The organism is Fibrobacter sp. UBA2449 (assembly GCF_002342555.1).
Lineage (GTDB): Bacteria > Fibrobacterota > Fibrobacteria > Fibrobacterales > Fibrobacteraceae > Fibrobacter.
This window is the reverse complement of the sequence record NZ_DDQF01000012.1, coordinates 289,938-313,163: the sequence shown is the minus strand read 5'-3', so window position 1 is coordinate 313,163 and position 23,226 is coordinate 289,938. Positions and strand designations below refer to the sequence as shown.

At 56.3% G+C, this 23,226-nt stretch carries 19 protein-coding genes; 8 read left to right on the top strand and 11 right to left on the bottom strand.

Annotated elements, in window-relative coordinates:
• Positions 1-9: 9 nt before the first annotated feature.
• From B4B27_RS08980 to B4B27_RS08970, 3 genes are read right to left on the bottom strand one after another with little or no spacing between them, the layout of a single operon-like run.
• Entirely contained in the window at positions 10-2,349 is a 2,340-nt protein-coding gene (locus B4B27_RS08980; RefSeq protein WP_290725804.1) for a SpoIIE family protein phosphatase, read from the bottom strand.
• Positions 2,350-2,367: 18 nt separating this feature from the next.
• Positions 2,368-3,489, bottom strand: a complete 1,122-nt coding sequence (locus B4B27_RS08975; RefSeq protein ID WP_290725802.1) for a GTP pyrophosphokinase — start codon at positions 3,487-3,489, stop codon at positions 2,368-2,370.
• Positions 3,486-4,052, bottom strand: coding sequence for an HD domain-containing protein (locus B4B27_RS08970; protein WP_290725800.1), 567 nt, complete (start codon positions 4,050-4,052; stop codon positions 3,486-3,488). Before B4B27_RS08970 ends, B4B27_RS08975 begins: the two co-directional genes overlap by 4 nt.
• A 70-nt stretch (positions 4,053-4,122) precedes the next feature.
• On the opposite strand from B4B27_RS08970, the gene pgi reads away from it, so the two are divergent.
• Positions 4,123-5,787 carry a glucose-6-phosphate isomerase gene (gene pgi / locus B4B27_RS08965; protein ID WP_290725799.1) on the top strand — a complete coding sequence of 555 codons (1,665 nt, stop codon included), beginning with the start codon at positions 4,123-4,125 and terminating at the stop codon, positions 5,785-5,787.
• 93 nt (positions 5,788-5,880) lie between these two features.
• Positions 5,881-7,455, top strand: a complete 1,575-nt coding sequence (locus B4B27_RS08960) for a glycosyl hydrolase family 8 (protein ID WP_290725798.1) — start codon at positions 5,881-5,883, stop codon at positions 7,453-7,455.
• 32 nt (positions 7,456-7,487) lie between these two features.
• Here B4B27_RS08960 and B4B27_RS08955 read toward each other — a convergent pair whose 3' ends face one another.
• The 3 genes from B4B27_RS08955 to dxr all read right to left on the bottom strand — a co-directional run bounded on the left by B4B27_RS08955 (position 7,488) and on the right by dxr (position 12,142).
• Positions 7,488-9,476, bottom strand: a complete 1,989-nt coding sequence (locus tag B4B27_RS08955; protein WP_290725797.1) for a glycoside hydrolase family 9 protein — start codon at positions 9,474-9,476, stop codon at positions 7,488-7,490.
• Positions 9,477-9,589: 113 nt separating this feature from the next.
• Positions 9,590-10,831, bottom strand: a complete 1,242-nt coding sequence (locus tag B4B27_RS08950) for an alpha/beta hydrolase (RefSeq protein ID WP_290725795.1) — start codon at positions 10,829-10,831, stop codon at positions 9,590-9,592.
• A gap of 162 nt (positions 10,832-10,993) precedes the next feature.
• Positions 10,994-12,142 carry a 1-deoxy-D-xylulose-5-phosphate reductoisomerase gene (gene dxr, locus B4B27_RS08945; protein WP_173382182.1) on the bottom strand — a complete coding sequence of 383 codons (1,149 nt, stop codon included), beginning with the start codon at positions 12,140-12,142 and terminating at the stop codon, positions 10,994-10,996.
• A gap of 139 nt (positions 12,143-12,281) precedes the next feature.
• On the opposite strand from dxr, the gene B4B27_RS08940 reads away from it, so the two are divergent.
• Positions 12,282-14,216 (top strand): formylglycine-generating enzyme family protein, encoded by a 1,935-nt coding sequence (locus B4B27_RS08940; protein WP_290725792.1) that lies wholly within the window; start codon positions 12,282-12,284, stop codon positions 14,214-14,216.
• Positions 14,216-15,298 (top strand): histidine phosphatase family protein, encoded by a 1,083-nt coding sequence (locus B4B27_RS08935; RefSeq protein ID WP_290725789.1) that lies wholly within the window; start codon positions 14,216-14,218, stop codon positions 15,296-15,298. Before B4B27_RS08940 ends, B4B27_RS08935 begins: the two co-directional genes overlap by 1 nt.
• On the opposite strand, the gene B4B27_RS08930 is transcribed toward B4B27_RS08935, so the two are convergent.
• From B4B27_RS08930 to pyrH, 5 genes are all read right to left on the bottom strand, one after another.
• Positions 15,295-15,663, bottom strand: coding sequence for a hypothetical protein (locus B4B27_RS08930; protein WP_173366811.1), 369 nt, complete (start codon positions 15,661-15,663; stop codon positions 15,295-15,297). The two genes, B4B27_RS08935 and B4B27_RS08930, sit on opposite strands and share 4 nt — an antisense overlap.
• 16 nt (positions 15,664-15,679) lie before the next feature.
• Entirely contained in the window at positions 15,680-16,561 is an 882-nt protein-coding gene (locus B4B27_RS08925; protein WP_290725786.1) for a phosphatidate cytidylyltransferase, read from the bottom strand.
• Positions 16,554-17,264, bottom strand: a complete 711-nt coding sequence (locus tag B4B27_RS08920) for an isoprenyl transferase (protein ID WP_290725784.1) — start codon at positions 17,262-17,264, stop codon at positions 16,554-16,556. Before B4B27_RS08920 ends, B4B27_RS08925 begins: the two co-directional genes overlap by 8 nt.
• Positions 17,265-17,276: 12 nt before the next feature.
• Positions 17,277-17,810, bottom strand: a complete 534-nt coding sequence (gene frr, locus B4B27_RS08915; protein ID WP_290725782.1) for a ribosome recycling factor — start codon at positions 17,808-17,810, stop codon at positions 17,277-17,279.
• Between the two features lie 85 nt (positions 17,811-17,895).
• Positions 17,896-18,600 (bottom strand): UMP kinase, encoded by a 705-nt coding sequence (gene pyrH / locus B4B27_RS08910; protein WP_072827780.1) that lies wholly within the window; start codon positions 18,598-18,600, stop codon positions 17,896-17,898.
• A 147-nt stretch (positions 18,601-18,747) separates the two neighbouring features.
• On the opposite strand from pyrH, the gene B4B27_RS08905 reads away from it, so the two are divergent.
• From B4B27_RS08905 to B4B27_RS08890, 4 genes are all read left to right on the top strand, one after another.
• Positions 18,748-20,643 (top strand): M6 family metalloprotease domain-containing protein, encoded by a 1,896-nt coding sequence (locus tag B4B27_RS08905; RefSeq protein ID WP_290725779.1) that lies wholly within the window; start codon positions 18,748-18,750, stop codon positions 20,641-20,643.
• Between the two features lie 221 nt (positions 20,644-20,864).
• Positions 20,865-21,746: an electron transfer flavoprotein subunit beta/FixA family protein gene (locus B4B27_RS08900; protein ID WP_072807907.1), complete on the top strand. Its 882-nt coding sequence runs from the start codon at positions 20,865-20,867 to the stop codon at positions 21,744-21,746.
• 3 nt (positions 21,747-21,749) lie between these two features.
• Positions 21,750-22,775, top strand: a complete 1,026-nt coding sequence (locus B4B27_RS08895; protein ID WP_072827777.1) for an electron transfer flavoprotein subunit alpha/FixB family protein — start codon at positions 21,750-21,752, stop codon at positions 22,773-22,775.
• 5 nt (positions 22,776-22,780) lie between these two features.
• Positions 22,781-23,226: acyl-CoA dehydrogenase family protein (locus tag B4B27_RS08890; protein WP_290725820.1), on the top strand; the 446-nt coding region annotated here is incomplete at its 3' end.

The following is a 23,226-nucleotide window of genomic DNA, read 5'->3' as shown; positions in this document are numbered from 1 at the left end:
TGTTGCCGTTTAAAGTTTCTTTGTAATGGTGAGAATGTTCTTGTTCCCATCGCGACGGTAAGCCACATCGTCCATCGTCTTCTTCACGATGAACAATCCAAGCCCGCCGATGCTGCGTTCCTCTGCCGAGAGCGTCACATCGGGTTCCTTCGCGCTAGTCGGATCGTACGGGCTTCCACCATCGATAAAGCTGAGACGCGCCATCAGGTGGGACTTGCATGTCTCGACCGTCAACGTCACCTGGTTCGCGCCCGAGAACTTGACGATGTTGCTGAAGATTTCGTCAATAGCGACATCGATCTGCATCTGCGACTTCATGGAGCCACCCAAAGGTTCGAGCACCTGTTCCACGAACTGCGTCAGGGAAGGCTGGTTTTCGAGTTTCGCATCCACGACAATTTCGTGCTTTTCCCACTCGTTATCCTTGGAACCGATGAACTGCACCGCAAGCATGGTAATGTCATCGAACTGCGGAGCGCCGTTCACGAATTCATCGATACGTTCCTTCACGAAATGGCATGCACCGACAGGAGGACGGTTGCCGCTTTCCGAAAGGGCCTTCTGCAGTCCCACCGTTCCGAACATCACTTCCTCGGCATTCGTCGCCTCGGTTACGCCGTCGGTGTAAAGGAACAGCATGTCGCCCGGAGCAAGGTCCAAAGACTGCTGCTTGTAGGTCGTCTTTTCGTCGGCTGCGAGCACGAGTCCCGACTTGCTCTTCACATATTCCACGGTCCCGTCCTTGTGGCGGATCGCCGGAGGGTTATGCCCAGCCGATGCAAAGTCCACATGGCCGGTACGCAAGTCCAGGATTCCCATCCACGCGGTCACGAACATGACGGACTTGTTCCGTCGCGCCAGCTCGTAGTTCGTCTCCTCGAGGATTTCCGTAACCGACCGGAGATGCATGGCCACGGTGCGGATTACGATGCGGGACACCATCATGAGCAACGCCGCCGGGACACTCTTGCCCGAAGCGTCGCCCACCACAACGGCGAGGTGATCCTCGTCAATCTTGAAGAAATCGTAGAAGTCGCCGCCTACTTCCTTCGCAGGCTGCATGAACGGGGCCAGCGAATGCCGGCTGTCGCAGCAGTTTTCTTCGGATTCGTCTTTCGGGAGGATTCCCATCTGGATGCTGTGGGCGAATTCGAGTTCGCGTTCGATACGGTCGAGCCCTTTCTGCTTGTCGACAAATTCCTTTAGCGAAGAACGCATGTCGACAAACGCATCCGCAAGCTGCGAGATTTCGTCTTTGCCCTTGACTTCGGGAATCTCGGTATCAAAATCGCCATGGCCCAGCTTCTCGGCGGCGGCCGCCAACGTTTTTAGCGGACGCGAGACGCGGAAGGTGATAACGAGGATTATGACGAGCATGATCAAATAGCCACCGGCACTAATCCACGCAAACACATGGTTCACGGAGCGCTGCTCTTCGAGGAAGGAGTCTGCAGGCCACACGATCATGAACGTCCAGTCAATCGTTTCCATCGCCGTGAAATAGATGGCCGCCTCGTCGCCTTCGAACGAGGAACCCAGGAACAGCCCGCTCTTCATGCTGCTCACCGCCTTCTCGAATTCGTCGAACCGCTTGCGCGATGCGCTCTTCGAGATGGAACCAAAATTTTCCTTGAAAGTGATTTCGTCCTTCGGATGCGCGATTACCATATTGCTTGCCGAGAGTACGACCGCATAGCCGTTGTTCGAGACGGGAATGCTCGCCACCATGTCCTTGAGGAATGCGATGGAAATGTCGACGCAGAGGACACCCGCAAACTGCTTCTGGCCCGACGCGGATGTGCTGAAAATCGGAGTCGTGTAGATGACGATGGGTTCCTTGATAAACTGGCCGATGAACGGTTCCTGCCAGATTCCCTTCATGCTATCGCGGGTGCTCGTATACCAGGTCGTCTCCTGGTAATTGCCGCCGTCCGTAATGACATTCCCGTTTTCCGTGTAATGCGCGAGCCGCATGTATTCACCTTCGGGAGCACCCTTAGGAGCCATGCCCGGTTCATAGGCGACAACCACCGCCAGCACCTGGGGCACCGTCGCGCGCACGCCCGAAAGCGACCTCAGCAAGAAGTCGTCGAGTTCGGTTCCTGCAAGTTGCTGGTCGCCAATCTTCACCGCCAGTTCCTCGCCGAAGTTTCGACAAGAACCGAACAGGTTGTTTATGACGGCCACGTTCGCGCGGCTGATTTCTTCGCCCTTCTGCAATAGCAGACGCGACATGCGCTCCTGAATCTGCGAGCTTCCGAAACCGAACAGGGCCGCGAACACGACGCTGATTCCCAAGAGAATCATCGCCGACTGCTTGAACGCCAACCCATGAAAATTAATCTTCATTTCCAAACCTCAAAGGAATCAACTATTCGCCGCTTCCATAAAAGCTAGTTTTTTCGCTCTGCCGTAAAGGTGTTCCGCCCTGCTGCGGTTGACTTCGGACGGGCCATTCAGTTCGTCCAGGCAGCGCGTCAGCTCGAGAACTCCGCCACCGCGTTTGAGGACGTGGACCGCACAGAGGTTCACCACCGCAAGCGAAGAGTTGATGATATCGAGATCCGTATTGGCAAGCTGGAACGCTGCCAGCTGGTAAGCATCCTCGGAATTTTCCTTTATCATTTTTTCGATATCCCCCAGGGTCTTGAAGCCGAGGAACAGGAAAAGTTTCAGATACCCGACCAGCGAAGTCTCATGGATTTCGGCCTGGTTGATAGACGCAATGCGATTGTTCAAGGAATCGAACGGCCGCAGTTCCAGGTAGTTGCCAAAGGAATCCCCGTCCAGCGGCACCTCGTCAAATTTTCCGGAACGCACCAGCGACTGAACATGGCGCCTGTAGTTGTTGATCCCCGTACGGATAGCGCAGAACTGTTCGTCCGCAAGTTCGAGCATTCCCGCAAGGCGGTTTATGTTGCGCAGGTATTCCTTGGGCACTTCGAACCCGGACTTGTAACCCGTATCGTGGTCAAGAACCGACCACACATGTTGCAGCGCAGTTCGCATCTGGACTTCGAAGCGGATATCGTTCAGCTCGGGGTATGCGGGATCTTCAAAGAGCGCCCTTGGAACGCGGCATATGTAATGGAGCGAGCTGTAGCCAAAGCTGTGGATGTCGTGCATCTTGCGCTTGTCGATGCTGTTTTCCCAGTCGATTTCGAAAATTTCTCCCACGAGAGCTGCAATCTTGTCGACCTCGTCGCTGTAGAACGTGATGACGCGGACGCCCAGTATGTCGGTAAGGTCCGAAAGGCTAGAATACTTTCCCGCCTTGCGTTCGAGCTTGCCCGCGAGACTGTCTTCCGCCTTGATTCTCGCTTCGAGCGCATTGATGTAGATGCTGTTGGAGGCGATACTTTCCGAAAGAATGTTTTTCACCACCTGCAAAAGCTTTTCGAATGTCGCATGTTTTTCGCGGTATTCTTCGAGAATCATGGTCTCCCTGGGAGGAAGCCCGTAATCGGCCACATCTTTCTTTTCCATCATACGCCTCCAAAAACTTTTTCGATTGTCCCGGTAAACTCCTTATAGGCAAAGGTCGCGTCGAGACTCGAAAGCGCACGGGCGAGCCCGCGGAAATGCCATTCGTGCGAAGCCTTGTCCTTGACGCAGAACAGGTCCCACACCTTGTCGCCAATGGCTTGGTAGTCGCGGTAAATGGCACGGATATTGCTCAGCTTGTCGGCGAGCGCAACGATTTTCACGTCGTTTGCAGCCGTCGAGAGACGGTCGATAGCCTCTTCCTTACGCAGGCGCCAACTTTCCTCGCGGCTCTTGCCCGGAAATTCCACGTCCGATTCCGCCTCGACAAGGCTTGCGACGCGCTTGCCGAATTCGCGTTCGATTTCCCGGAACGTGACCGCGGTATCTTCGACAGTATCGTGCAGGACCGCTGCGGCCAGGAGTTCCTGGTCATTGGTCATGGTGGCCGCAATCGAGACGGCCTCCAGCGGATGGACAATGTAGGGAAACCCCTTGCCCTTGCGTTCAACGCCCTGGTGAGCCTTTACGGCAAAAACAATCGCCTTGTCAAGTAATGAAGTATCCATGTTCATAATGTAATAAAATTTCTATATTTAGCTCCGCAACAATAACCGCTTTTGCGGAAAGGATTAATCTATGTCGAAACTGACTGATTCTCAGGAATGGAAGGCCCTCGAGGCCCACGCCGAAGTCGCCAAGACTTGGCACATGAAGGAACTCTTCGCGAAGGACCCGGCCCGTGCCGAGAAGTTCAGCCTGGAAGCCTGCGGACTCTTCCTGGACTACTCCAAGAACATCATCACCGACGAGACCATGGCCAAGCTCCAGGACTTGCTCAAGTCCGCGAACTTCGAAGACATGCGCAAGAAGTACTTCGCCGGCGAAAAGATTAACACCACCGAAAAGCGCGCCGTGCTCCACACCGCTCTGCGTTACAAGGGTAACGATCCGATCTGCGTCGACGGCAAGGACGTGATGCCCGAAGTTCGCGCGGTTCTCAAGCACATGGAAGACTTCACCCACCTCGTCCGCAGCGGCAAGTGGAAGGGCCACACCGGCAAGTCCATCAAGTACGTGGTGAACATCGGTATCGGCGGTTCCGACCTCGGTCCGGTGATGGTCACCGAAGCCCTCAAGCCCTATGCAGACAAGCCGATTGCCGGCGAATACTCCCCGGAAGTCTACTTCGTTTCCAACATCGACGGCACCCACATGGCCGAGACCCTCAAGAAGGTGAACATCGAAGAAACGCTCTTCATCGTCGCTTCCAAGACCTTCACCACTCTTGAAACCATGACCAACGCCGAAACCGCGAAGGCCGCAGTTCTCAAGGCCTTCAATGGCGATGAAAAGTCCATCGCCAAGCACTTCGTGGCGCTCTCCACCAACACCGAGGCCGTCGCCGCTTTCGGTATTGACACTGCCAACATGTTCGAATTCTGGAACTGGGTCGGCGGCCGCTACTCCCTGTGGTCTGCCATCGGCCTCTCCATCGCTCTCCGCATCGGCTTCGAGAACTACATGAAGCTCCACCAGGGCGCTTACGAAATGGATCAGCACTTCAAGACCGCCCCGGCCGACAAGAACATGCCGGTGATCCTCGCCCTCATCGGCGTGTGGTACAACAACTTCTTCGGTGCTTCCAGCTACGCGATGCTCCCGTACGACCAGTACCTGCACCGCCTGGCCGCCTACTTCCAGCAGGCCGACATGGAATCGAACGGCAAGACCGTTGACCGCGACTCCAAGCGCGTGAACTACCAGACCGGCCCGATCCTCTGGGGTGAACCGGGTACGAACGGCCAGCACGCCTTCTACCAGCTCATCCACCAGGGCACCAAGATGATTCCTTGCGACTTCATCGCCCCGGCCAACAGCCACAACAAGGTCGGCGACCATCACCAGAAGCTGCTCAGCAACTTCTTTGCGCAGCCCGAAGCCTTGATGAACGGCAAGACGCTCGCCCAGGCCCAGGAAGAACTCCGCAAGGACGGCAAGAGCGAAGAAGAAATCGCATTCCTCGCCCCGCACAAGGTGTTCGAAGGCAACAAGCCGACCAACTCCATCATGATGGACTACGTTTCTCCGGAAACGCTCGGCGCCCTCATTGCCATGTACGAACACAAGATCTTCACGCAGGGCGTTATCTGGAACATCAACAGCTACGACCAGTGGGGTGTTGAACTCGGCAAGCAGCTCGCCAAGAAAATCCTTCCGGAACTTGCAAAGGCCGACGCTGAACTGAACCACGACAGCTCTACCAACGGTCTTATCCGCTGGTTCAAGGCCCACCAGGCCTAACGCGGCATCGTTCGAATTCAAGAAACCGCATCCGTAGGGGTGCGGTTTTATTATATATTTAGGCAGGAGTGTATCTGGGAATTCGGAGATTGTATGAAAAACATCAAACTGGTTCCCCTCTGCGTAGCTGCCGCGTTTTCGTTTTCGCAGGCAGTCCTGGATCTGCCCAATGCACAACCGAAGGTCGACGAATCCTACTGGAAAGCCGCCCTCGACAGCACCTGGCAGGGCCTAATCCGCCGAAACATCGACCCCTACACCGAAGGCAAGGGCCTCATCCACAGGCCTAAGAGCGAGACCCCGGGTGACGCAGTAAGCGAGGCCGTCGGCTACGGCATGCTGGTCGCCCTATATGCAAACGACCAGGAGCACTTCAACAGCATCTGGGATACCGCCAACGAAAAGATGTGGGGCGGCTGTTATTACAACTGGCAGATGGATCCCAGTGGGAAAATCAGCGGAATGGGTGCAGCGACAGACGCCGAAGAGGACGTGGCCCTCGCCCTCATTTTTGCAGACAAACTTGTATCCGCCGGCAAATGGAAGCCATACACCTCGACCAAGTTCAATTACGGCTACGCCGACCACGCCAAGAAAATCCTTGACTGCATGTGGGACACCAAGCAGGTCACGAGCAGCGGGATCCTAGCCCCAGGCGCAGGATGGGGAGGCGACGCCTTTGTCAATCCGGGCTATTTCTCGCCTGCATGGTATAGGATCTTCGCAAACTTCGACAGCAACGGTGACCGCTGGAACATGGTTGTCGAAAAGACTTACGAAATCCTCGCGAACAGCCCCGGTTACAGCATGGGCATGATTCCAGACTGGATGCAGCCCAATGGCAAGTGGGCCGGGAGCCTCGGCTACAACGCCTACTTCAACAGCCGCGCCTTCTTCAAGGACGCCATCCGCATTCTCTGGCGCGTAGCCATTGATGCCGTATGGTTCGACGAGCCTCGCGCAAAGGCGTTCCTCAAGAATTCCCTCGCTTTCATCAACGGCAAGGGAGGCGCCGAAGCGTCCAATTTCTATCAAATTGAGAATCCGGGCGAGCTCTTGCCCGCCGATGATATCTGGACCGACTTCAACGACAGCAAGAACAAGGATACCTGGCGCTACCGCAGGGAACATAGCCACCTGACCGTCGGCATGTGGGCGACGGCTGCCCTTGCCGTCGGCGAATCGAAAGACCGCATCGCATTCAGCGAAGAACTCGGCAAGTTCTATGAAGGCGGCGACTACTTCGGAAACGCCGTCGACCCCACCGGCGGAATCGAGGACACGCTCCACAACGAAATGTATTTCGACCAGTTCCTCGCCTGGTTCGGAGCCTCAATGATGAGCGGGACCTTCATGAACGTGATTGACGCCATCGACAACCCGAAATCGGCGACTCCGGGCGATTCATCTTCCCTGACGCCCCGCAAGTCCGAAAGCATTTTGCCAAAACGCTTTGCATCGAGCAGTCTTGAAGTCAACCGCCTCGGAAACGGAGTCCTTTTCTCGCTCCCCGAAACGGCTTCCTGGCACATTTACAATATGAACGGCCATGAAATGGCTTCGGCCAACGGCAAGGAATTCCTGTGGAAGGAGTCCCGCAAGGGAGTCTACATGGTGAAGGCGACAGGAACTGGATCCAACTTCACAAAGAAAGTATTCCTACGCTAGACTCCCTATCGCCCAGCGTCTGATGCCACAAATTAGTGCAGGCGATGACCGCGGAGGTCATAGCGCCTGCCGTTTTTCTCGACGACAAGCTTGAAATCCTTCACGCGGAGGCGTGGCGTTGCATCACCCTGCATTGCGGCAGGCACAACCTCGCGAATTGCGGCAGTCGCGCTGGAACTGGCCGGATTCCACGGGTTCCACTGCGACGAGCTGGACTGCGGCGGCTGCCACTGCGAAGAGCTCGAAGCAGGCACCGCGCTAGAAGAACTAGAGCCCTGCGGAGCGGAACTGGACGAAGACTGCGCCGTCGTATTTTTCCTCGCGACTCCTGCAGCGGCAAAGTCGGGAGCGAAGCCCGCGTTTATCGCCTCGAGAGCGCCCGCCAAGTAGGCAAGCGGGGCATTCCAGTTGATGGCGACCTCGTTCGTCGCATAACTGCAGCGCTGGTCGGTATAGGCGGTCGCGGCCTGACCCGTCCTGTAGTCGGAACACTTCCATTCCGCAGCGGAGCCGACATCCTCACCACCGGGCTGCGGGCCACCCACGAGCATTCCCGGGATAGGCTCAGTTACGTTATCCGAAGTACTCGGGCGGTGGTGCGGCATCATCGGAGACTTGGAGCCATACCCCGTCACAAACGACATGTCGAGCGGGTTTTTACCAAGCAGGTAATCGAGCACCTTGAGCGCTGCGGCATAATACTTCTCGTCGCCAGTGAGGTAGTAGGCATGCAAGAGCCATACCCCCTGATTGGAAGCTACTGCGTTTGAACCCCACACAAAATCGTCCTTCGCCATCACCACGCCAAAACCGGACTTGGTGCGGTTCACGAATCCGTCGGCGGTTGAAAGGATTTTCTGCTTGGCCTCGCCCGCATCACTAAAAACGGACGCGTGAGTCGCCTTGCCGTAGGTGGCAATTCCCTTCATGTCGCCCCAGTAGGAGATATACTCCGTGGTACCCGACTGCTTGTACGACCCGTCGTTTGTCGTAATGGCAAGTTCCGTACCGGCGAAAAGTTTCTCGTCGCTCGCATTATCGCCTTCATAGGCACCGGTCGACACGTCGGACGGGTTTGCCGTGAAGTGCACGTTCATGTTGTTCGAGCCCCAGGCATAGGCCTTCTTCGCCGCCTCCAGGCACTTGTTCGCGTAATTCGAATCGAACGGCTTGTACACGCGGGCGGCAACAGCCATCACGCCCGCAAAGTCAAAAGCGGCCTCGGCGCTCTTGCCGATAACGTAAAGCTTCAGGTTGTCCTGCGCGGGCATCACGTCACCCGGGAACCCGAGAGACGTAAGCTTGTGATACACGCTGCCGTCATTCGCCTGCATGGTAAGCATCCAGTCCAGGTTCCACTTGATTTCGGCAAGCAGGTCCGGAAGGCTGCCCTCCGCAGGGATATTCCACTTGAGGTTCTTGAAGTAATTCGGGAAGTGCTCGTAAAGCGAGAGGAGCGTGTAGGTGGTAATGCCCGAGTTCACGATATAGCGGCCGTAGTCGCCTGCATCGTACCAGCCCTTGGTAGACTGGATAGAGCCCGAACCGGCGGAGTTATGGAGTTCCACCGTAGAGTTCGTGTGCCCCGCGGCGCGGCTCCACTTGCCCGCATACTGACTCTCAAGAGCCATCGATGCGCGCTGGTAGTAGAACCACTTGGCGGCAGCCTTGAGCACGTCCTCGAACGTGTTATCCTTAACCACCAAATCCTGGCGGAGTACCTGGCCGCCCACCTTGATGGAGTACTTGCCGGCGGTCTTGAGTTCGGAGAAATCCACAAGCTGAACATTCTGCCCGCTCGCATCCCAGTAAGATGCGGCCCCCGGAGTCACGGAAAGGGCCGTCTGGCCGGATGCGTTCACGATTTCGACATTGCCCGAGGCGCCCACCAGCGAGAACTGCTTGGGGTCGGAAGGGCGGTAACCCACCTGGTTTATGTAGGCATTGGCAGCAAAGGCCGTCGAAACACCGGCGGCAACGGTCGCGGAAAGCACGACCAGCTTGATTCTATTCGTTTTCAAAACATCCTCTCTTGCGCAAGAAAAGTTGTCATACACCTGAACCCAATATAAGGAAAGGCGGCCCGTATAGGTCCGCCTATTAAAGAATTACAAACCAAACTGTATCAAGTGTTTTACTTTTTCACAAACCGGGACACATCCCGCCTGCCCGCGGCAGTCCTTGTGACCACGTAATAGATACCCGGCCTGAGCGAACTCTTGTCGAGCACGGAAGAACGCGAGACCAGGGTCCCGTCCAAGGCGAAAACATCGTAAGTCACCGGATCCGCGCCAAGCGAACGCAGGAGTGGCAACGCATCCGGAAGAGTATCGTACACGATTCCCGGCGGGACCGTATCTGTCTTTGCCGTATCCTGGGCCGAAGTGTCCGGCGGCGTCACGACAGCCACAGCGGCCTTCGCCTCGCGCGCCTTGTCGAGGAAGGCGACCGCCTTGTCCAAGTTCTCTTTCGCATTCATCTTGTCGCCGCCATGGGAGCCTCCAGACACCTTGATAAATTCCGTTACCACGTTGTGGTTCTTAAGGGAATCGTAGAGTTCCTGGCTCTGCTCTATATTCACGATATTGTCGGACGTTCCGTGGAACATGATTACCGGCGGATCGTCGTCACTCGCGTAGTAGGGTGAACTCGCGACCATCCACTTGTCCTTGTTACCTTCGCGTTCTACACCGATGAAGGCGCCTTCCATGGTTCCGGAACCACCCATGCTGATGGGGTTCATCGTGTAGATGTCTGTCGGAGGGGACCAGAGCACGGCACCGTCGACGCAGCTGCTGAACGTGGTGTACTCGCCGAGGTCTCCGACCAGATCGACAGTCACCGAACCGGACTTGCCCTCTTTCAAACCGCATGTCGTCGCGGTGAGGCTCGAAAGGTGACCGCCCGAGGAGAACCCGGACACGGCCACAAAATTCGTATCGAACTTGTACTTGGCCGCATTGCCGCGGACAAATCGGACAACGGCCTTGATGTCGTGCAACTGCGCCGGATACTTGGCATCGCTTGCCGAGCGGTGGTTCGGCGTCACTACCGCATACCCCGCCTTGGCATAAGCAGAGCAGATGGTACCCAAGTCCGCAGAGCCCTTGTAGTTGTTCATGCTCCAGGCACTTCCGTAGGTGTGGATGACCACCGGATACGGCCCCTCCGTATCCTTGGGAATATAGATGTCCAGCGTATGGTAGGTTTTTCCGTCGCCCACGTAGTTCACGTCAGCCGTTTTTTCCGCACTCGCAACGGTAGATCCATTTTGCGGGCCGCCGAAACCACCGTTGTTTCCGCCACCCCAGTCGCCCCACTGGGCAAATGAAGACACGGCCATAAACAAACCTGCCGCCATAACCAAACTTTTCATTTCTGACTCCTTTTGGGGCTCCTTTTTTCGAACCACAACATAAATTTACCCCCCAAACACGAGCCTTTCACAAAAAGGAACGATATTTTGTTGTATAAAAGAACAACCCTTTTGCCGTTTTCAGGGCAAAAGGGCCATTCAGGATAACACGCTTTTGTAAAATTACTTTATCAGCGAAGCGGTAAGCCTGCGGGCTTCGGCGTCGGCGTCAAGAACCTGGTCGAGCGTCAGGTGGCCGGTCACATTGGGGGCCTTTTCCATCACCATTTCCACGTATTTCGGGATATCGGTGAACTTGAGGTTTCCCTTGAGGAAGCGGTCGACGAGCACCTCGTTTGCGGCATTCATCATGGAGGGCACGATACCGCCACGGCGGCCCGCCTCAAACGCGAGGGCAAGACAACGGAACTTCTTGAAATCCGGTTCGAAGAACGTGAGCTTTGCAAGCGTCGGCAGGTCGAGGCGCTTGGTTTCGAGACGCAGACGGTCGGGCCACGTGAGCGCCACCTGGATGGGGATGCGCATGTCGGGAGCGCCGAGCTGTGCCATGAGGGAGCCGTCGCGGAACTGCACCAGCGAATGCACCATGGACTGCGGGTGAACCACGACCTTAATTTGTTCGTACGGGATATGGAACAGGAAGTGCGCCTCGAGAACTTCGAGACCCTTGTTCATCATGGAGGCGGAATCGATGGTAATCTTCTTGCCCATGCTCCACACGGGGTGATTGAGCGCGTCGGCAACCGTGATGGTTTCGAACTTCTCGATAGGCCATTCGCGGAAGGGGCCACCCGATGCCGTAATTTCGAGGAACTCCACTTCGCTTTCGCGCTTGCCGCCCTCGAGGCACTGGAAAATAGCGCTGTGTTCGGAATCGATGGGTGTGATAAACGACTTCGGGTTTTCCGCAAGCTTGTCCCAGATGACGGGGCCCGCCATGACCATCGTCTCCTTGTTCGCGAGGGCCACATGCTTGCCGTGCTCGATGGCGGTAATGGTCGGGAGGCAGCCCACCGCACCCATGAGCGCGTTGATGATGATATCGGCCTTCGGGTCGGCGGCAAGTTCGCACAAGCCTTCCATGCCGGCGAGCACCTTCATGCCGAGAATCCCTTCGAGTTCCTTCGCGGCGTTCGGGTCGAACATGCACACGCGTTCCACCTTGTACTTGCGCACGATTTCGGCGACCTTCGCCACACTGCTGTTCGCGGCGACCGCATACAAGTTAAAAATGTCGGAATGTTGCAGGATGACATCGACGCTGGACGTACCGATGGAGCCTGTGGCACCGAGAAGGACGACGTTTTTCATAAAAGCCTCTTTTTCTAATTCCCTTAAATAATAGCAAAAAACGCATCCGCAGTTTTCTTTACAAAAATTTACACCGCTTTCTCCTTTTTAAATCTAGTTTAGAATTGGGTTATGGTTATGAACTCGAAGGAGGTGCGCTATGCGCATGCGCTTTTCGGGTGTTTTAGCGGTGTCGATAATCGCCGCTGGGGTGTTCTGGAGCTGCTCGGAAACTTCCGACGGCATTTCTGTTCCAGAGGGTGAGCTCTCTTCCAATTCATCTGTAGGCGACTCAGGCAACAATCCGGAAGACAAACTGTCTTCGGGAGCGCTGCCCGCAATTTCTTCGGGAGGGATTCCCGCGACCTCATCGGCCGACACGCCTTCAAGCGCGGGTTCATCGCCCAGTTCGAGCGGGAACGTTCCCGGCAGTTCGGGCGATTTCGGGCCCGGCAGTTCCAGCAGCACCGACGCGGGTTCAGAATACACCTACGTGGCGCCGGCCACCTTCGCCGACACCGTAAACGGTGCGGTATTCAGCATGGTGTATGTCGCGGGGGGCACGTACACGCGCGGGTGCGACAACTGCGCCGAGCAGGACAAGATTTACGAGACACCTTCGCACAAAGTAACAGTAGGCGCCTACCATATCGCCACAACCGAGGTCACTATCGGGCAATGGAACGCAGTGATGGGCGGCAAGAAAAACGTCTGGGAATCGGACAAGGCACCCAAAATCGGCGTGAGCTGGTTCGACGCGAACAGTTTCGCCTGCAAGCTCGGGCAGCTTTCGGGCCATCAGTACCGCCTGCTGACCGATGCCGAATGGGAATTCGCGGCACGCGGCGGCAAGGACGGCGTCGCAGACAACTTCAAGTTCTCGGGCAGCAACAGCGTCGATGACGTGGCATGGTATTCCGAAAACAGCGGCGGCAAGGCGCACGACGTGGCGACCAAGAAACCGAACAAGCTCGGGCTATACGACATGAGCGGAAACTCGTGGGAATGGGTCTACGACTGGCTCGTGGGCTACACCGCGGGCGACAAGGTGAATCCGGTACAGCTCACAGGAAGCGGGAACAAGACGCGCCGCGGCGGGAGTTACGGCGAACCCGCGGAGTTCGCGCGGGTGAGCCGTCGCGCCATCCGCAGCCGCGATGGCGCCGCCGACATGGGATTCCGTATCGGCATGTCGGCGGAACTCCCGCCGGGCATGGTGAGCCCCTGCGAAGCGGCGAACCCCTCGGCTGCCGCCTGCCAGGGCGACAAGAATCGCGACTGCCGCCTGATTACCGCTGCCGACGAAGCATGGATCAGCGACGACTACACCGTTGTCATCGCCGAAGACGGAAACGCGGCAGTTTCGGGATTCCCAAATGTATCAGGACAGTGGTACACGCTCAACAACCGCAGTTTCAACGTGGTCACACGGAGCGGCACCAAGACATACGCCTACTACATCTTTAGCCAGGACGAAATGACGATGATCAGCGACGACGGCATTCCCTACCGCCTGTATCGCCGCTCCATGAGCGAGGCGAAAAACAAGATCACGCTCACCTCCGTAAGCAACCCGAAAACGCTTGCACAGCTGATTGCCGCAGTGGAACCCGAGCGCCTCGTGAGCGACGAACAGCTCGCCCACCCCGACACGAGCGTGCGCGACCCGCGCATCGCTGCGGCAAGTGGCTATACATGGTTCTTCGACGGCCGCTGCTGCGGGGGCAACCACAAGTACCGTTTCCATCTCGATAAAAATGGCGATGCGGAATTCGTGGTGATGGACTACGACGACACCCACCACGAAAACATCCTCGCGAAGGGTCGCTGGTTCACCGTGGGTAACATCGGGCTGCACATCGTCCTGAACGGCAGGTACTTCAACTACCTCTACACGGCGGGCGAACGCACCATGAGCTACAGCGAATACATGCCGGCAGGGCCCATCTTCTGCCACATCTCGTTCCAGAGCTACGAGCGCGGCGACTTCCGCATCTTCAACAAGACCGTATTTGACGACAAGATCAAGCGCCCGCGCGGCTTCAACGGTGAAAATCCGGTGTACGAGGCGGGCGATTACCAGTGGGGTTCGTGATGCGCGTCTTCACACTCGCCATCTTCACTGCAGGCGCGTTCATTGCCTGCACCGATTCGGGCACGTCCTCAAAAGATGTAGAACCAACCGAAATTGAATCAAGCGCATCTGACCTTGATATTCCTGACTCCGGAAATCTGTTTGGGGGGTCATCTGCGCAAGATTCACCGGAAGGGTCGTCGGCTGCCATGTCGTCTTCCTCCCTTCCGGCTTCTTCTTCCAGCGCTCACTACACACACGGACATTCGTCATCGGTAGTAGAGCGTATCAAATCTTCCTCCTCCGCAAATTCCGTTCCTGAATCGTCGAGTTCCGCAGAATCCTCCGGTTCCGTGCCCGCAGTAACGGAAATCCCGCTCGACAAGGACGGATTCGCGACGGTTTCCGATGTTTACAGGAGCCTAGCGCCTAGCGAGAAGGCGGTATTCATCATACGCCATTCCGAGCGCGAAGACGCCGTGGCGATAGAGACGGAACTCACCGCAAACGGAGTGAAGATGGCCCAGGACTTAGGAAAAACTCTCAGGAGCGACGAGGAATTCAGTTACATCACCTCGGGATTCGTGCGCACGAACGAGACTGCGAATAACATATCGAAGGGACGCGGCGAAGCGAACCTCCCGAAGCTCATCACGAACTACGACATCACCGGCAACTGGTTCCTGAAGATTTCCGCAGACGAGCTCGCACAATACGCAACAAAGCTCGGCATGCAGGGAAGTTCCGTCGAGCTCATGGCCCACTGGGCATACGGAGAACCCTACCCCGACGCACTCTACGAACTTGCGCCCCGCGCCCAGGAATTCATGGAAAAGGTCATCCTCAAGAACCTGTCCAAGTGGAAGCGCGTGAGCATCATGGTCTCGCACGATATATTCGTGATGCCCCTGGCCGTGTTCGGTTCCGGAGGAAAGGTTGCCCTCAAGTATCACGAGGACTATCACTGGATAAACTACATCGCCGGGCTCGCCGTCATCATCGACGCGCAGAACAACCTGCGGTATGTTCCCGTGAAGGGAGCAGATTCAGGAGTTATCGACTATCTCGCCATCTACATGGCGGAACACGGAATAAAGCGCTAGTTGTCCATGTTCTGGTAGAACAGGCAATCTTCCATAACCTTTTCGAAGAACTCGTCGCGGTTCACGCCCGTATAGGTCGTGTCATCGTCTTCCATGTGATACGCTTTCTTATATGCCTTGTAATCGACCGTCGTCTCGTCAACCCAGGTATATTCGTCGATGTATTCCCAAGTTGAATACTTGTACTTCCAAACATTATCTTCTTTTGCGAAGTTGCAGCCAGCATCCAGTTTGCCGTCATCCTTCTTGCCACCGTTATCGGGATCGGTATTATCGTTACCGCCAGAAGTAGGATTGGTATCGTCGTCACCACAAGCAGCGAGAGTCATAGCAGCGGCGAAAGCAAAAACGAGAAACTTTTTCATTTTTCCTCCTTGACTTTTAGGCAATATTCTTGAAGAAATCCATCAGCAGCACGAGCATCGGGGCCGCGAGGTAGAAGGAATCGCAGCGGTCGAGCACGCCACCGTGCCCCACGAACAGGTTGCCCGAATCCTTGGTGCCGCTCCAACGCTTGAGGGCGCTCATCAGGAGGTCACCCGCCTGGCCCGCGACAGTAATCAGGAGTCCAAGCACGACCGCGAGCGTCCAGTCGAGCCGCACGTTGAAAACCGCAAGGGCGGAACTGCACTTGGCCCAGTAGGCGACCCACGCGATAGTTGCGACAGAACCGGCAATGGAGCCTTCCCAAGTCTTCTTGGGACTGATGTTCGGAGCGAACGGATGGCGTCCGAAGGGTCCCTTGCCCGCAGCAAACTTTCCGAAGAAATACGCGACCGTATCGCACAGCCACACGGAGGTCATCACGAGGATAAACGGATAGCAGTGTTCGAGACCCTGTCCGTTGCCCATCATCTGCACGTTGATACCACCCCAAAGTCCGAGGTAGAGCGGGGCCGCAAGGTGCATCACCATCCAGGGGAACATGTGATCGATTTCGACCTTCGCGTAGGCGATGGCGATATACAGGCCGAACACAAGCATTGCCGTCATCCCGACAACATAAGGCACGGCGGTCAGCCCGAAGAACCCGCCCGAGGCAAGCGCCCAAGCCAGCGTGAGGGCAAAGCTTGCCGCAAACGAGAGGTAGCGCATGTCGGGACCCTTGTACATCTTGGAGACCATGCCCGCCCATTCCCAGGCGCCCACGCCCGCAAGGAAGCACATGAGGCCAATACGGCTGTAGTCGCAGAACCACAGCAACACGAACACTATAGGAATGGCGATAAACGCCGTCAACAAACGCTGAGCCAAGTTACTCATGCAACACCTTCCCAAACCTTCTTTCGCGGGTTTTGAAAAACTCAACGGCCTTCAGGAACTCTTCCTTGGTAAAGTCGGGCCACAGCGTGTCCGTCACGTAGAACTCGCTATAGGCGGCCTGCCAGAGCAGGTAGTTCGAAAGCCTGAACTCGCCACCGGTACGGATAACCAAGTCCGGATCGGGAGCGCCCTTCAAATACAAATTCTTCGCGAACACGTTCTCGTCGATATCCTCGATCTTGAGCGTACCCGCCTGCACCTGCGTGGCGATAGCCTTCGCCGCATCCACGATTTCGAGCCTGCCACCGTACGAGATGGCGAGGTTCAGCTGCATGCCCGTGTTGTTCGCCGTCTTGTCGATGGCGGACTGGAGGCTCGCGCGCGGCTTTTCGGGCAGGCGTTCCATGTTCCCGATAACCTTGAGCTTCACGTTCTTCTCCATGAGGTCGGGGATTTCCTTCACCACCATCTCGATGAGGAGGTTCATCAGGTAATCCACTTCCTTGCTGGGCCTGCCCCAGTTTTCGGAACTGAACACGTAGAGGGTCATGTGCTCGAGGCCCAGATTCACGCCAACTTCCACCGCGTCGATGGTCGCCTGCGTGCCCTTGCGGTGCCCGAGAAAACGCTCTAGCCCGCGGCTACGGGCCCAACGCCCGTTACCGTCCATAATGATGGCAACATGTCTAAGCTGGTTCGCCACGGTCGCCCCGGACTACACCTTGAGGAGGTCCGCTTCCTTCTCGGCAAGGATAGCGTCAATCTTTGCGATATACTTGTCGGTCGCCTTCTGGATTTCGTCCTGCTGCTTCTTGACTTCGTCTTCGGGCAGGTCCTTGTTCTTCTTGATGGCGTCGTTCGCATCGCGGCGGATGTTACGGATAGCCACGCGGCCTTCTTCGGCATGCTTGCGGGCCACCTTCGCGAGTTCCTGGCGACGTTCGGTCGTGAGTATGGGAAGCGACACGCGGATGCAGTTGCCGTCCTTCATCGGGGTCACGCCGATATTTGCCGCAAGAATCGCCTTGTCGATGGTGTCGACGAGCTGCTTTTCCCACGGGGTCACGAGCAGCATACGCGGTTCGGGCACAGAAATCTTCGCCACCTGGGAAATCGGCGTCGGGGTGCCGTAGTAGTCGATGCGCACGTCGTTGAGGATAGCGGGGCTAGCCTGGCCAGCGCGGATCTTGGAGAATTCACGTTCGGTGGCCTCGATGGCCTTGTCCATTTTTTCGGTATAGTCTGCCATAGTTCGTTCCTAGTCACTAGTCATTAGTCACTAGTTAGTTAAGAGTTGATGGTTTGTTTCCGTAGTTAAATATAAGTAAAAATCCCTAGCAGTGGACCAGCGTACCGAGGTCGCCTTCGATGGCCGCGCGGGTCAAATTGCCCTTTTCCATCTTGAACACGAAGATGGGCATGTTGTTTTCCATGCAGAGGGCGACGGCGGCGGTATCCATCACCTTGAGGCCGCGGGAAATGACTTCCTTGTAGCTGATATCGTCGAAGCGGGTGGCTGTCGGATCCTTGACCGGGTCCGCGGTGTAGATGCCGTCGACCTTGGTGGCCTTCATAATCACATCACATTCGCTTTCGATGGCGCGGAGAGCAGCGCAGCTGTCGGTGGTGAAGAACGGGTTACCCGTACCGGCGGAGAAAATCACGACGGAGCCTGCGGAGAGGAGCTTCAAAGCCTTGCGGCGGTCGAAGAATTCGCAGACCGGTTCCATGCGGATGGCGGACATCACTACGGAGTCGATTCCCTGCTTGTCCAAAGCATCCTGCATGGCGAGGCCGTTCATCACGGTGCCGAGCATGCCCATGGCATCGCCCTGGGCGCGATTCATGCCGCCTGCAGAAGCGGAGATGCCGCGGACAAGGTTGCCGCCGCCAATCACAAGCGCGACCTGCACGCCCTGCTTGACGATGGAGGCAATTTCGGACGCCATGTCGGAGAGAATCTGGTTATCGATACCGTGGCCCTTTTCGCCTGCGAGGGCTTCGCCACTGAGCTTGAGAAGAATGCGTTTGAATTTCATATCCGAAAATGTAATAAATTGCGGGGAGGAAAAACAAGCAACAAATTATTACACGTCTTTAACACGGATTCTTTGCTACAGGCAACCGCTTCGTCCCAAAAAAGAATATATTAACACCGGGTGTATGATTCTCGCAGAGGGATGTTTATGAAAAACAGGATTCCGTTTTTTAGTCTTATCGCATTGATGCTGCCCGCGATGGCGTTCGCCGACATCGTGTACCAGGGGAAGCGCGTCCAGGAATGGCCCGCCGAGGCGATGCCCACGTTTGACAATTCCCGTGGCACGCCACAATCTCGCACCCTCACGAAAACGACCGCGGTCACGACCAAGAGCCACTATGCCGCCCCCAAGGGCAAAATCTACAGCCTTACCCTGCTCGTTGATTTTTCGGACAAGCCCGCCCCCGTTACAGTGAGCGAAGTCGAGGACTGGCTCAACAAGGAAGGTTTTAACAGGGACGGCTGCAACGGTTCCGTACGCGACTACTACCTCGACGTTTCCAACGGGCAGTTGGACCTCACGAACGAAGTCTACAGCTGGTACCGCGCAAAGCATCCCAAGTCCTGGTACGAAGGTTTGCAAGGATACTCGGGTTCCGATTCGCTCATGAAAGAGGTCTTTGAGTATTTCGACCCCCAGGTAGATTTTTCACGTTACGACAACGACAAGGACGGCACCACCGAAGCCATTAACATCGTGTATGCAGGCCCCGGACAGACATGGGGTCAGGGGCTCTGGCCGCATTCCGGATGGTCCAGCGAAAAGCGCGATGGAGTCCGGCTCACGCACCATCAGATGACGGACATGCCCGGCAAGTTCTCCATTTACGTATTCGTGCATGAATCGGGGCACATGATCTTCGGCTGGCCGGACCTCTACTGGTACGGCGACTACTGCACCATGGGCAACCGCGCGAACGACCTGAACCCGGTGGCGATAAACGACTTCTACCGTGCGGACCAGGGCTGGATTCCGTTCGTAGACATCACGAGCAACGATGTAAACAACGTAACAAGCCTTGAAATTACGAAGCCGGGAGAGTTCTGCTACCGCTACAAGAACCCGAACAGGCCCGACAAGGAAGGCCTGGCATGGTCTTACGTACAAAATAAAGGCCGTAACAAAGTCCTAGCAGGTAGCGGCCTCCTGATGCAACATTACGACTTTTCGATTGAGGGAAATTCCTCCGCAGACAAACTCGGACTCCGAATCGTGCACGCCAGCGCGGCAGGCAAAACGAGCGATGCCGTAACTGACCAGTGGCCAAGCCCGGGCAGCACCGCCAACACGTTCTTCAAGAGCGGGACCTACGCGGAATTTTCAGATGACGCCTACCCCGCTATCCGCTGGTACAACGGTTCCAAGACGGGATTGAAAATCACCGACATCGGGACCCCCGGAGAGACGCTCACGTTCTGCATCGGCGAGAACTGTTCCGAGCCATCGTCCAGTTCGTCGGAACCCGCATCCAGCAGTTCTGTCGAAATCACGGTCCAGAAAATCGCGCTCAAAACGACACTCCCGATAAGCGACAACTATGCGCCCGTAACGCTCGACCTGAACGGCAACGAAGTCGCAAGCATTTTCGGCATCAAGCGGACCGAAATTGAAGACAAAGTAGAATTCTACGGAGTGGAACCCGACGGGAGCCTCAACAGCAACACTACCGGCGAAGGCACCGGCCACTGGTTCGACAAGGATGGCAAAATCGCAACCTGGGACCCGAACGGCACCAGCATCGTATTCTCCAACGTGGACCTTACGACCATGACCACTAAAATAGGCCACATGCCTGGTAAAGTCAATGCCGGAGACACCTTCACCGTAAGGCAGGCTCTCGTTTACGGGAGCAAGCAGGTCACCTTCGAAATCAAGGTGACAATCGAAGGCGGCACCACCATCATCCGCAATATAGAGAAGGCTCGCTACGGCAAGCCCGGAAACAGGATATTCAACGTGCTCGGCCAGCCCGTAGGGGTGCGCAACGCCAACGGATCCCTCCCCGACCTGCCCAAGGGCGTTTACGTGGAAATAAAATAGCGGAAGAATAATATAGGATAAAATTATTTTCAGCCAATCCAATTGACGGATTGGCTTTTATTGTGCATATGCCAAAGCACTTTATTACAAAAAAATGTCAATTTTCTTATGCAGAGATGACGTGGGAAAGACCTCTACTGGAGGTCGGGGCGGGACACCCGATAATTTCTATCTTGTACACAGCAAAACATAAAACGTAAATTCAACACTATAAGGATATAATGAGTCTTAAAATCGTTGTGCTTGCTAAGCAAGTACCTGATACACGAAACGTGGGCCCCGATGCCATGACGGAGCAGGGAACCATCAATCGTGCCGCATTGCCCGCGGTCTTCAACCCCGAAGACCTGAACGCCCTGGAGCAAGCCCTTCGTTTGAAGGACCAGTTCCCGGGTTCCACCATTTCTGTGCTGACGATGGGTCTCCCGAAGTCTGCCGAAGTCGTCCGCGAAGCTCTGTACCGCGGTGCCGACGAAGGTTTCGTGGTGACGGACCGCCCGCTCGGTGGTGCTGACACTCTCGCTACGAGCTACACGCTCGCCCAGGCCGTCAAGAAGATTGGCGACTACGACATCATTCTCGGTGGCCGCCAGGCTATCGACGGCGATACCGCACAGGTCGGTCCGCAGATTGCAGAAAAGCTGGGACTTACGCAGGTGACCTACGCCGAAGAAATCCTCTCCCTCGACGAAAAGGCCCGCAAGGTCGTAATCCGCCGCCACATCGACGGTGGCGTGGAAACGGTGGAAGCACCGCTCCCGCTGGTCGTGACCGTGAACGGAAGTGCGGCCCCGTGCCGTCCGCGCAACGCAAAGCGCCTCATGAAGTTCAAGAACGCGACTGTGGTTGCCGAACGCAAGCCGGAAGATGCCGAAAAGTACGAAGCCCTCATCGCGAAGAAGCCCTACCTGAACATTCCGCAGTGGGGTGCAGCCGACATCGACGCAGACCCTGCCCAGATCGGTAAGGCCGGTTCGCCGACGAACGTGAAGGCTGTCAAGAACATCGTGTTCAAGGCGAAGGAAAGCCGCACGCTCACCGCAAGCGACGCCGACGTCGAAGGACTTATCAAGGAACTTTTAGACGGGAAGATTATTGGCTAGCCTATGAATAACGTATTTGTATATTGCGAAATTGAGGGCACGACCGTTGTCGACGTTTCCCTCGAACTTTTGTCCAAGGGCCGCAAGCTCGCCAACACGCTCGGCGTTCAGCTCGAATGCATCTGCGCAGGCAAGGGCCTCGACGGAATTGAAAAGCAGGTGTTCCCCTACGGTGTGGACAAGGTCCATGTATTCGACGCCGAAGGGCTCTTCCCCTACACCACCAACCCGCACGCATCGCTCGTGGTGAACCTCTTCAAGGAAGAGCAGCCGCAGATTTGCCTGCTGGGTGCAACGGTGATTGGCCGTGACCTCGGCCCGCGCATCTCCAGCGCCATGCACAGCGGCCTTACCGCCGACTGTACCGAACTCGAAATCGACAGCTTCGAAATGAGCATCGGCGGCGTGAAGAAGTTCTACGAAAACCAGCTCTGCCAGATTCGCCCGGCGTTCGGCGGCAACATTGTTGCTACCATCGTGAACCCGGAACACCGCCCGCAGATGGCGACGGTGCGCGAAGGCGTGATGAAGAAGGAAATCGTGGACCCGAACTACAAGGGCGAAGTCATCAAGCACGACGTGGCCAAGTACGTGCCGGAAACGGAATACGTGGTCAAGGTGCTCGAACGCCATGTGGAAAAGGCCAAGCACAACCTCAAGGGCGCACCCATCGTGGTGGCCGGTGGTTACGGCATGGGCTCCAAGGAAAACTTCGACATGCTGTTCGAACTTGCCAAGGAACTCCACGCTGAAGTCGGTGCTAGCCGCGCCGCTGTGGACGCAGGTTTCGTCGATCATGACCGTCAGATCGGTCAGACTGGCGTGACGGTCCGCCCGAAGGTCTATATCGCTTTCGGTATTTCCGGCCAGATCCAGCACCTCGCTGGCATGCAGGATTCAGGTATCATCATCTCCGTGAACTCCGACCCCGAAGCTCCGATCAACGCTATCGCTGATTACGTGATCAACGGCACCGTCGAAGAAGTTCTCCCGAAGATGATCAAGTATTACAAGGCAAACAACAAGTAAGCGCTATGGCAAATTTCTACACAGATCACCCCGAGATTAAATTCAACCTCGAAAGCAGCCCCTTGATGCAGCGCATCGTGGAGCTCAAGGAAAACGGCTACGCCGACAAGGACAGCTTTGACTACGCGCCGGAAGACTACGCCGACGCGATAGACAGCTACAACCGCGTGCTCGAAGTCGCAGGCGACATCACCGCGAACACCATCTTCCCGAACTCCGAAGACGTGGACGCCGAAGGCCCCCACTGCGAAGACGGCCGCGTGCGCTACGCAAGCAAGACCTACGAGAACCTGGAAGCCACCCGCAAGGCTGGCCTCAACGGTGTCACGATGCCGCGCCGCTTCGGCGGTCTCAACTTCCCGATTACCGCCTACACGGCCATCAACGAAATGATCGCCTCTGCAGACGCCGGTTTCGAGAACATCTGGTCCCTGCAGGACTGCATCGAGAC

Excerpts from the sequence above, each read along its gene's own strand:
- B4B27_RS08980 (WP_290725804.1), bottom strand. The coding sequence starts at position 2,349 with ATGAAGATTAATTTTCATGGGTTGGCGTTCAAGCAGTCGGCGATGATT.
- B4B27_RS08975 (WP_290725802.1), bottom strand. The coding sequence starts at position 3,489 with ATGATGGAAAAGAAAGATGTGGCCGATTACGGGCTTCCTCCCAGGGAG.
- B4B27_RS08970 (WP_290725800.1), bottom strand. The coding sequence starts at position 4,052 with ATGGATACTTCATTACTTGACAAGGCGATTGTTTTTGCCGTAAAGGCT.
- pgi (WP_290725799.1), top strand. The coding sequence starts at position 4,123 with ATGTCGAAACTGACTGATTCTCAGGAATGGAAGGCCCTCGAGGCCCAC.
- B4B27_RS08960 (WP_290725798.1), top strand. The coding sequence starts at position 5,881 with ATGAAAAACATCAAACTGGTTCCCCTCTGCGTAGCTGCCGCGTTTTCG.
- B4B27_RS08950 (WP_290725795.1), bottom strand. The coding sequence starts at position 10,831 with ATGAAAAGTTTGGTTATGGCGGCAGGTTTGTTTATGGCCGTGTCTTCA.
- dxr (WP_173382182.1), bottom strand. The coding sequence starts at position 12,142 with ATGAAAAACGTCGTCCTTCTCGGTGCCACAGGCTCCATCGGTACGTCC.
- B4B27_RS08940 (WP_290725792.1), top strand. The coding sequence starts at position 12,282 with ATGCGCATGCGCTTTTCGGGTGTTTTAGCGGTGTCGATAATCGCCGCT.
- B4B27_RS08935 (WP_290725789.1), top strand. The coding sequence starts at position 14,216 with ATGCGCGTCTTCACACTCGCCATCTTCACTGCAGGCGCGTTCATTGCC.
- B4B27_RS08930 (WP_173366811.1), bottom strand. The coding sequence starts at position 15,663 with ATGAAAAAGTTTCTCGTTTTTGCTTTCGCCGCTGCTATGACTCTCGCT.
- B4B27_RS08925 (WP_290725786.1), bottom strand. The coding sequence starts at position 16,561 with ATGAGTAACTTGGCTCAGCGTTTGTTGACGGCGTTTATCGCCATTCCT.
- frr (WP_290725782.1), bottom strand. The coding sequence starts at position 17,810 with ATGGCAGACTATACCGAAAAAATGGACAAGGCCATCGAGGCCACCGAA.
- pyrH (WP_072827780.1), bottom strand. The coding sequence starts at position 18,600 with ATGAAATTCAAACGCATTCTTCTCAAGCTCAGTGGCGAAGCCCTCGCA.
- B4B27_RS08905 (WP_290725779.1), top strand. The coding sequence starts at position 18,748 with ATGAAAAACAGGATTCCGTTTTTTAGTCTTATCGCATTGATGCTGCCC.
- B4B27_RS08900 (WP_072807907.1), top strand. The coding sequence starts at position 20,865 with ATGAGTCTTAAAATCGTTGTGCTTGCTAAGCAAGTACCTGATACACGA.
- B4B27_RS08895 (WP_072827777.1), top strand. The coding sequence starts at position 21,750 with ATGAATAACGTATTTGTATATTGCGAAATTGAGGGCACGACCGTTGTC.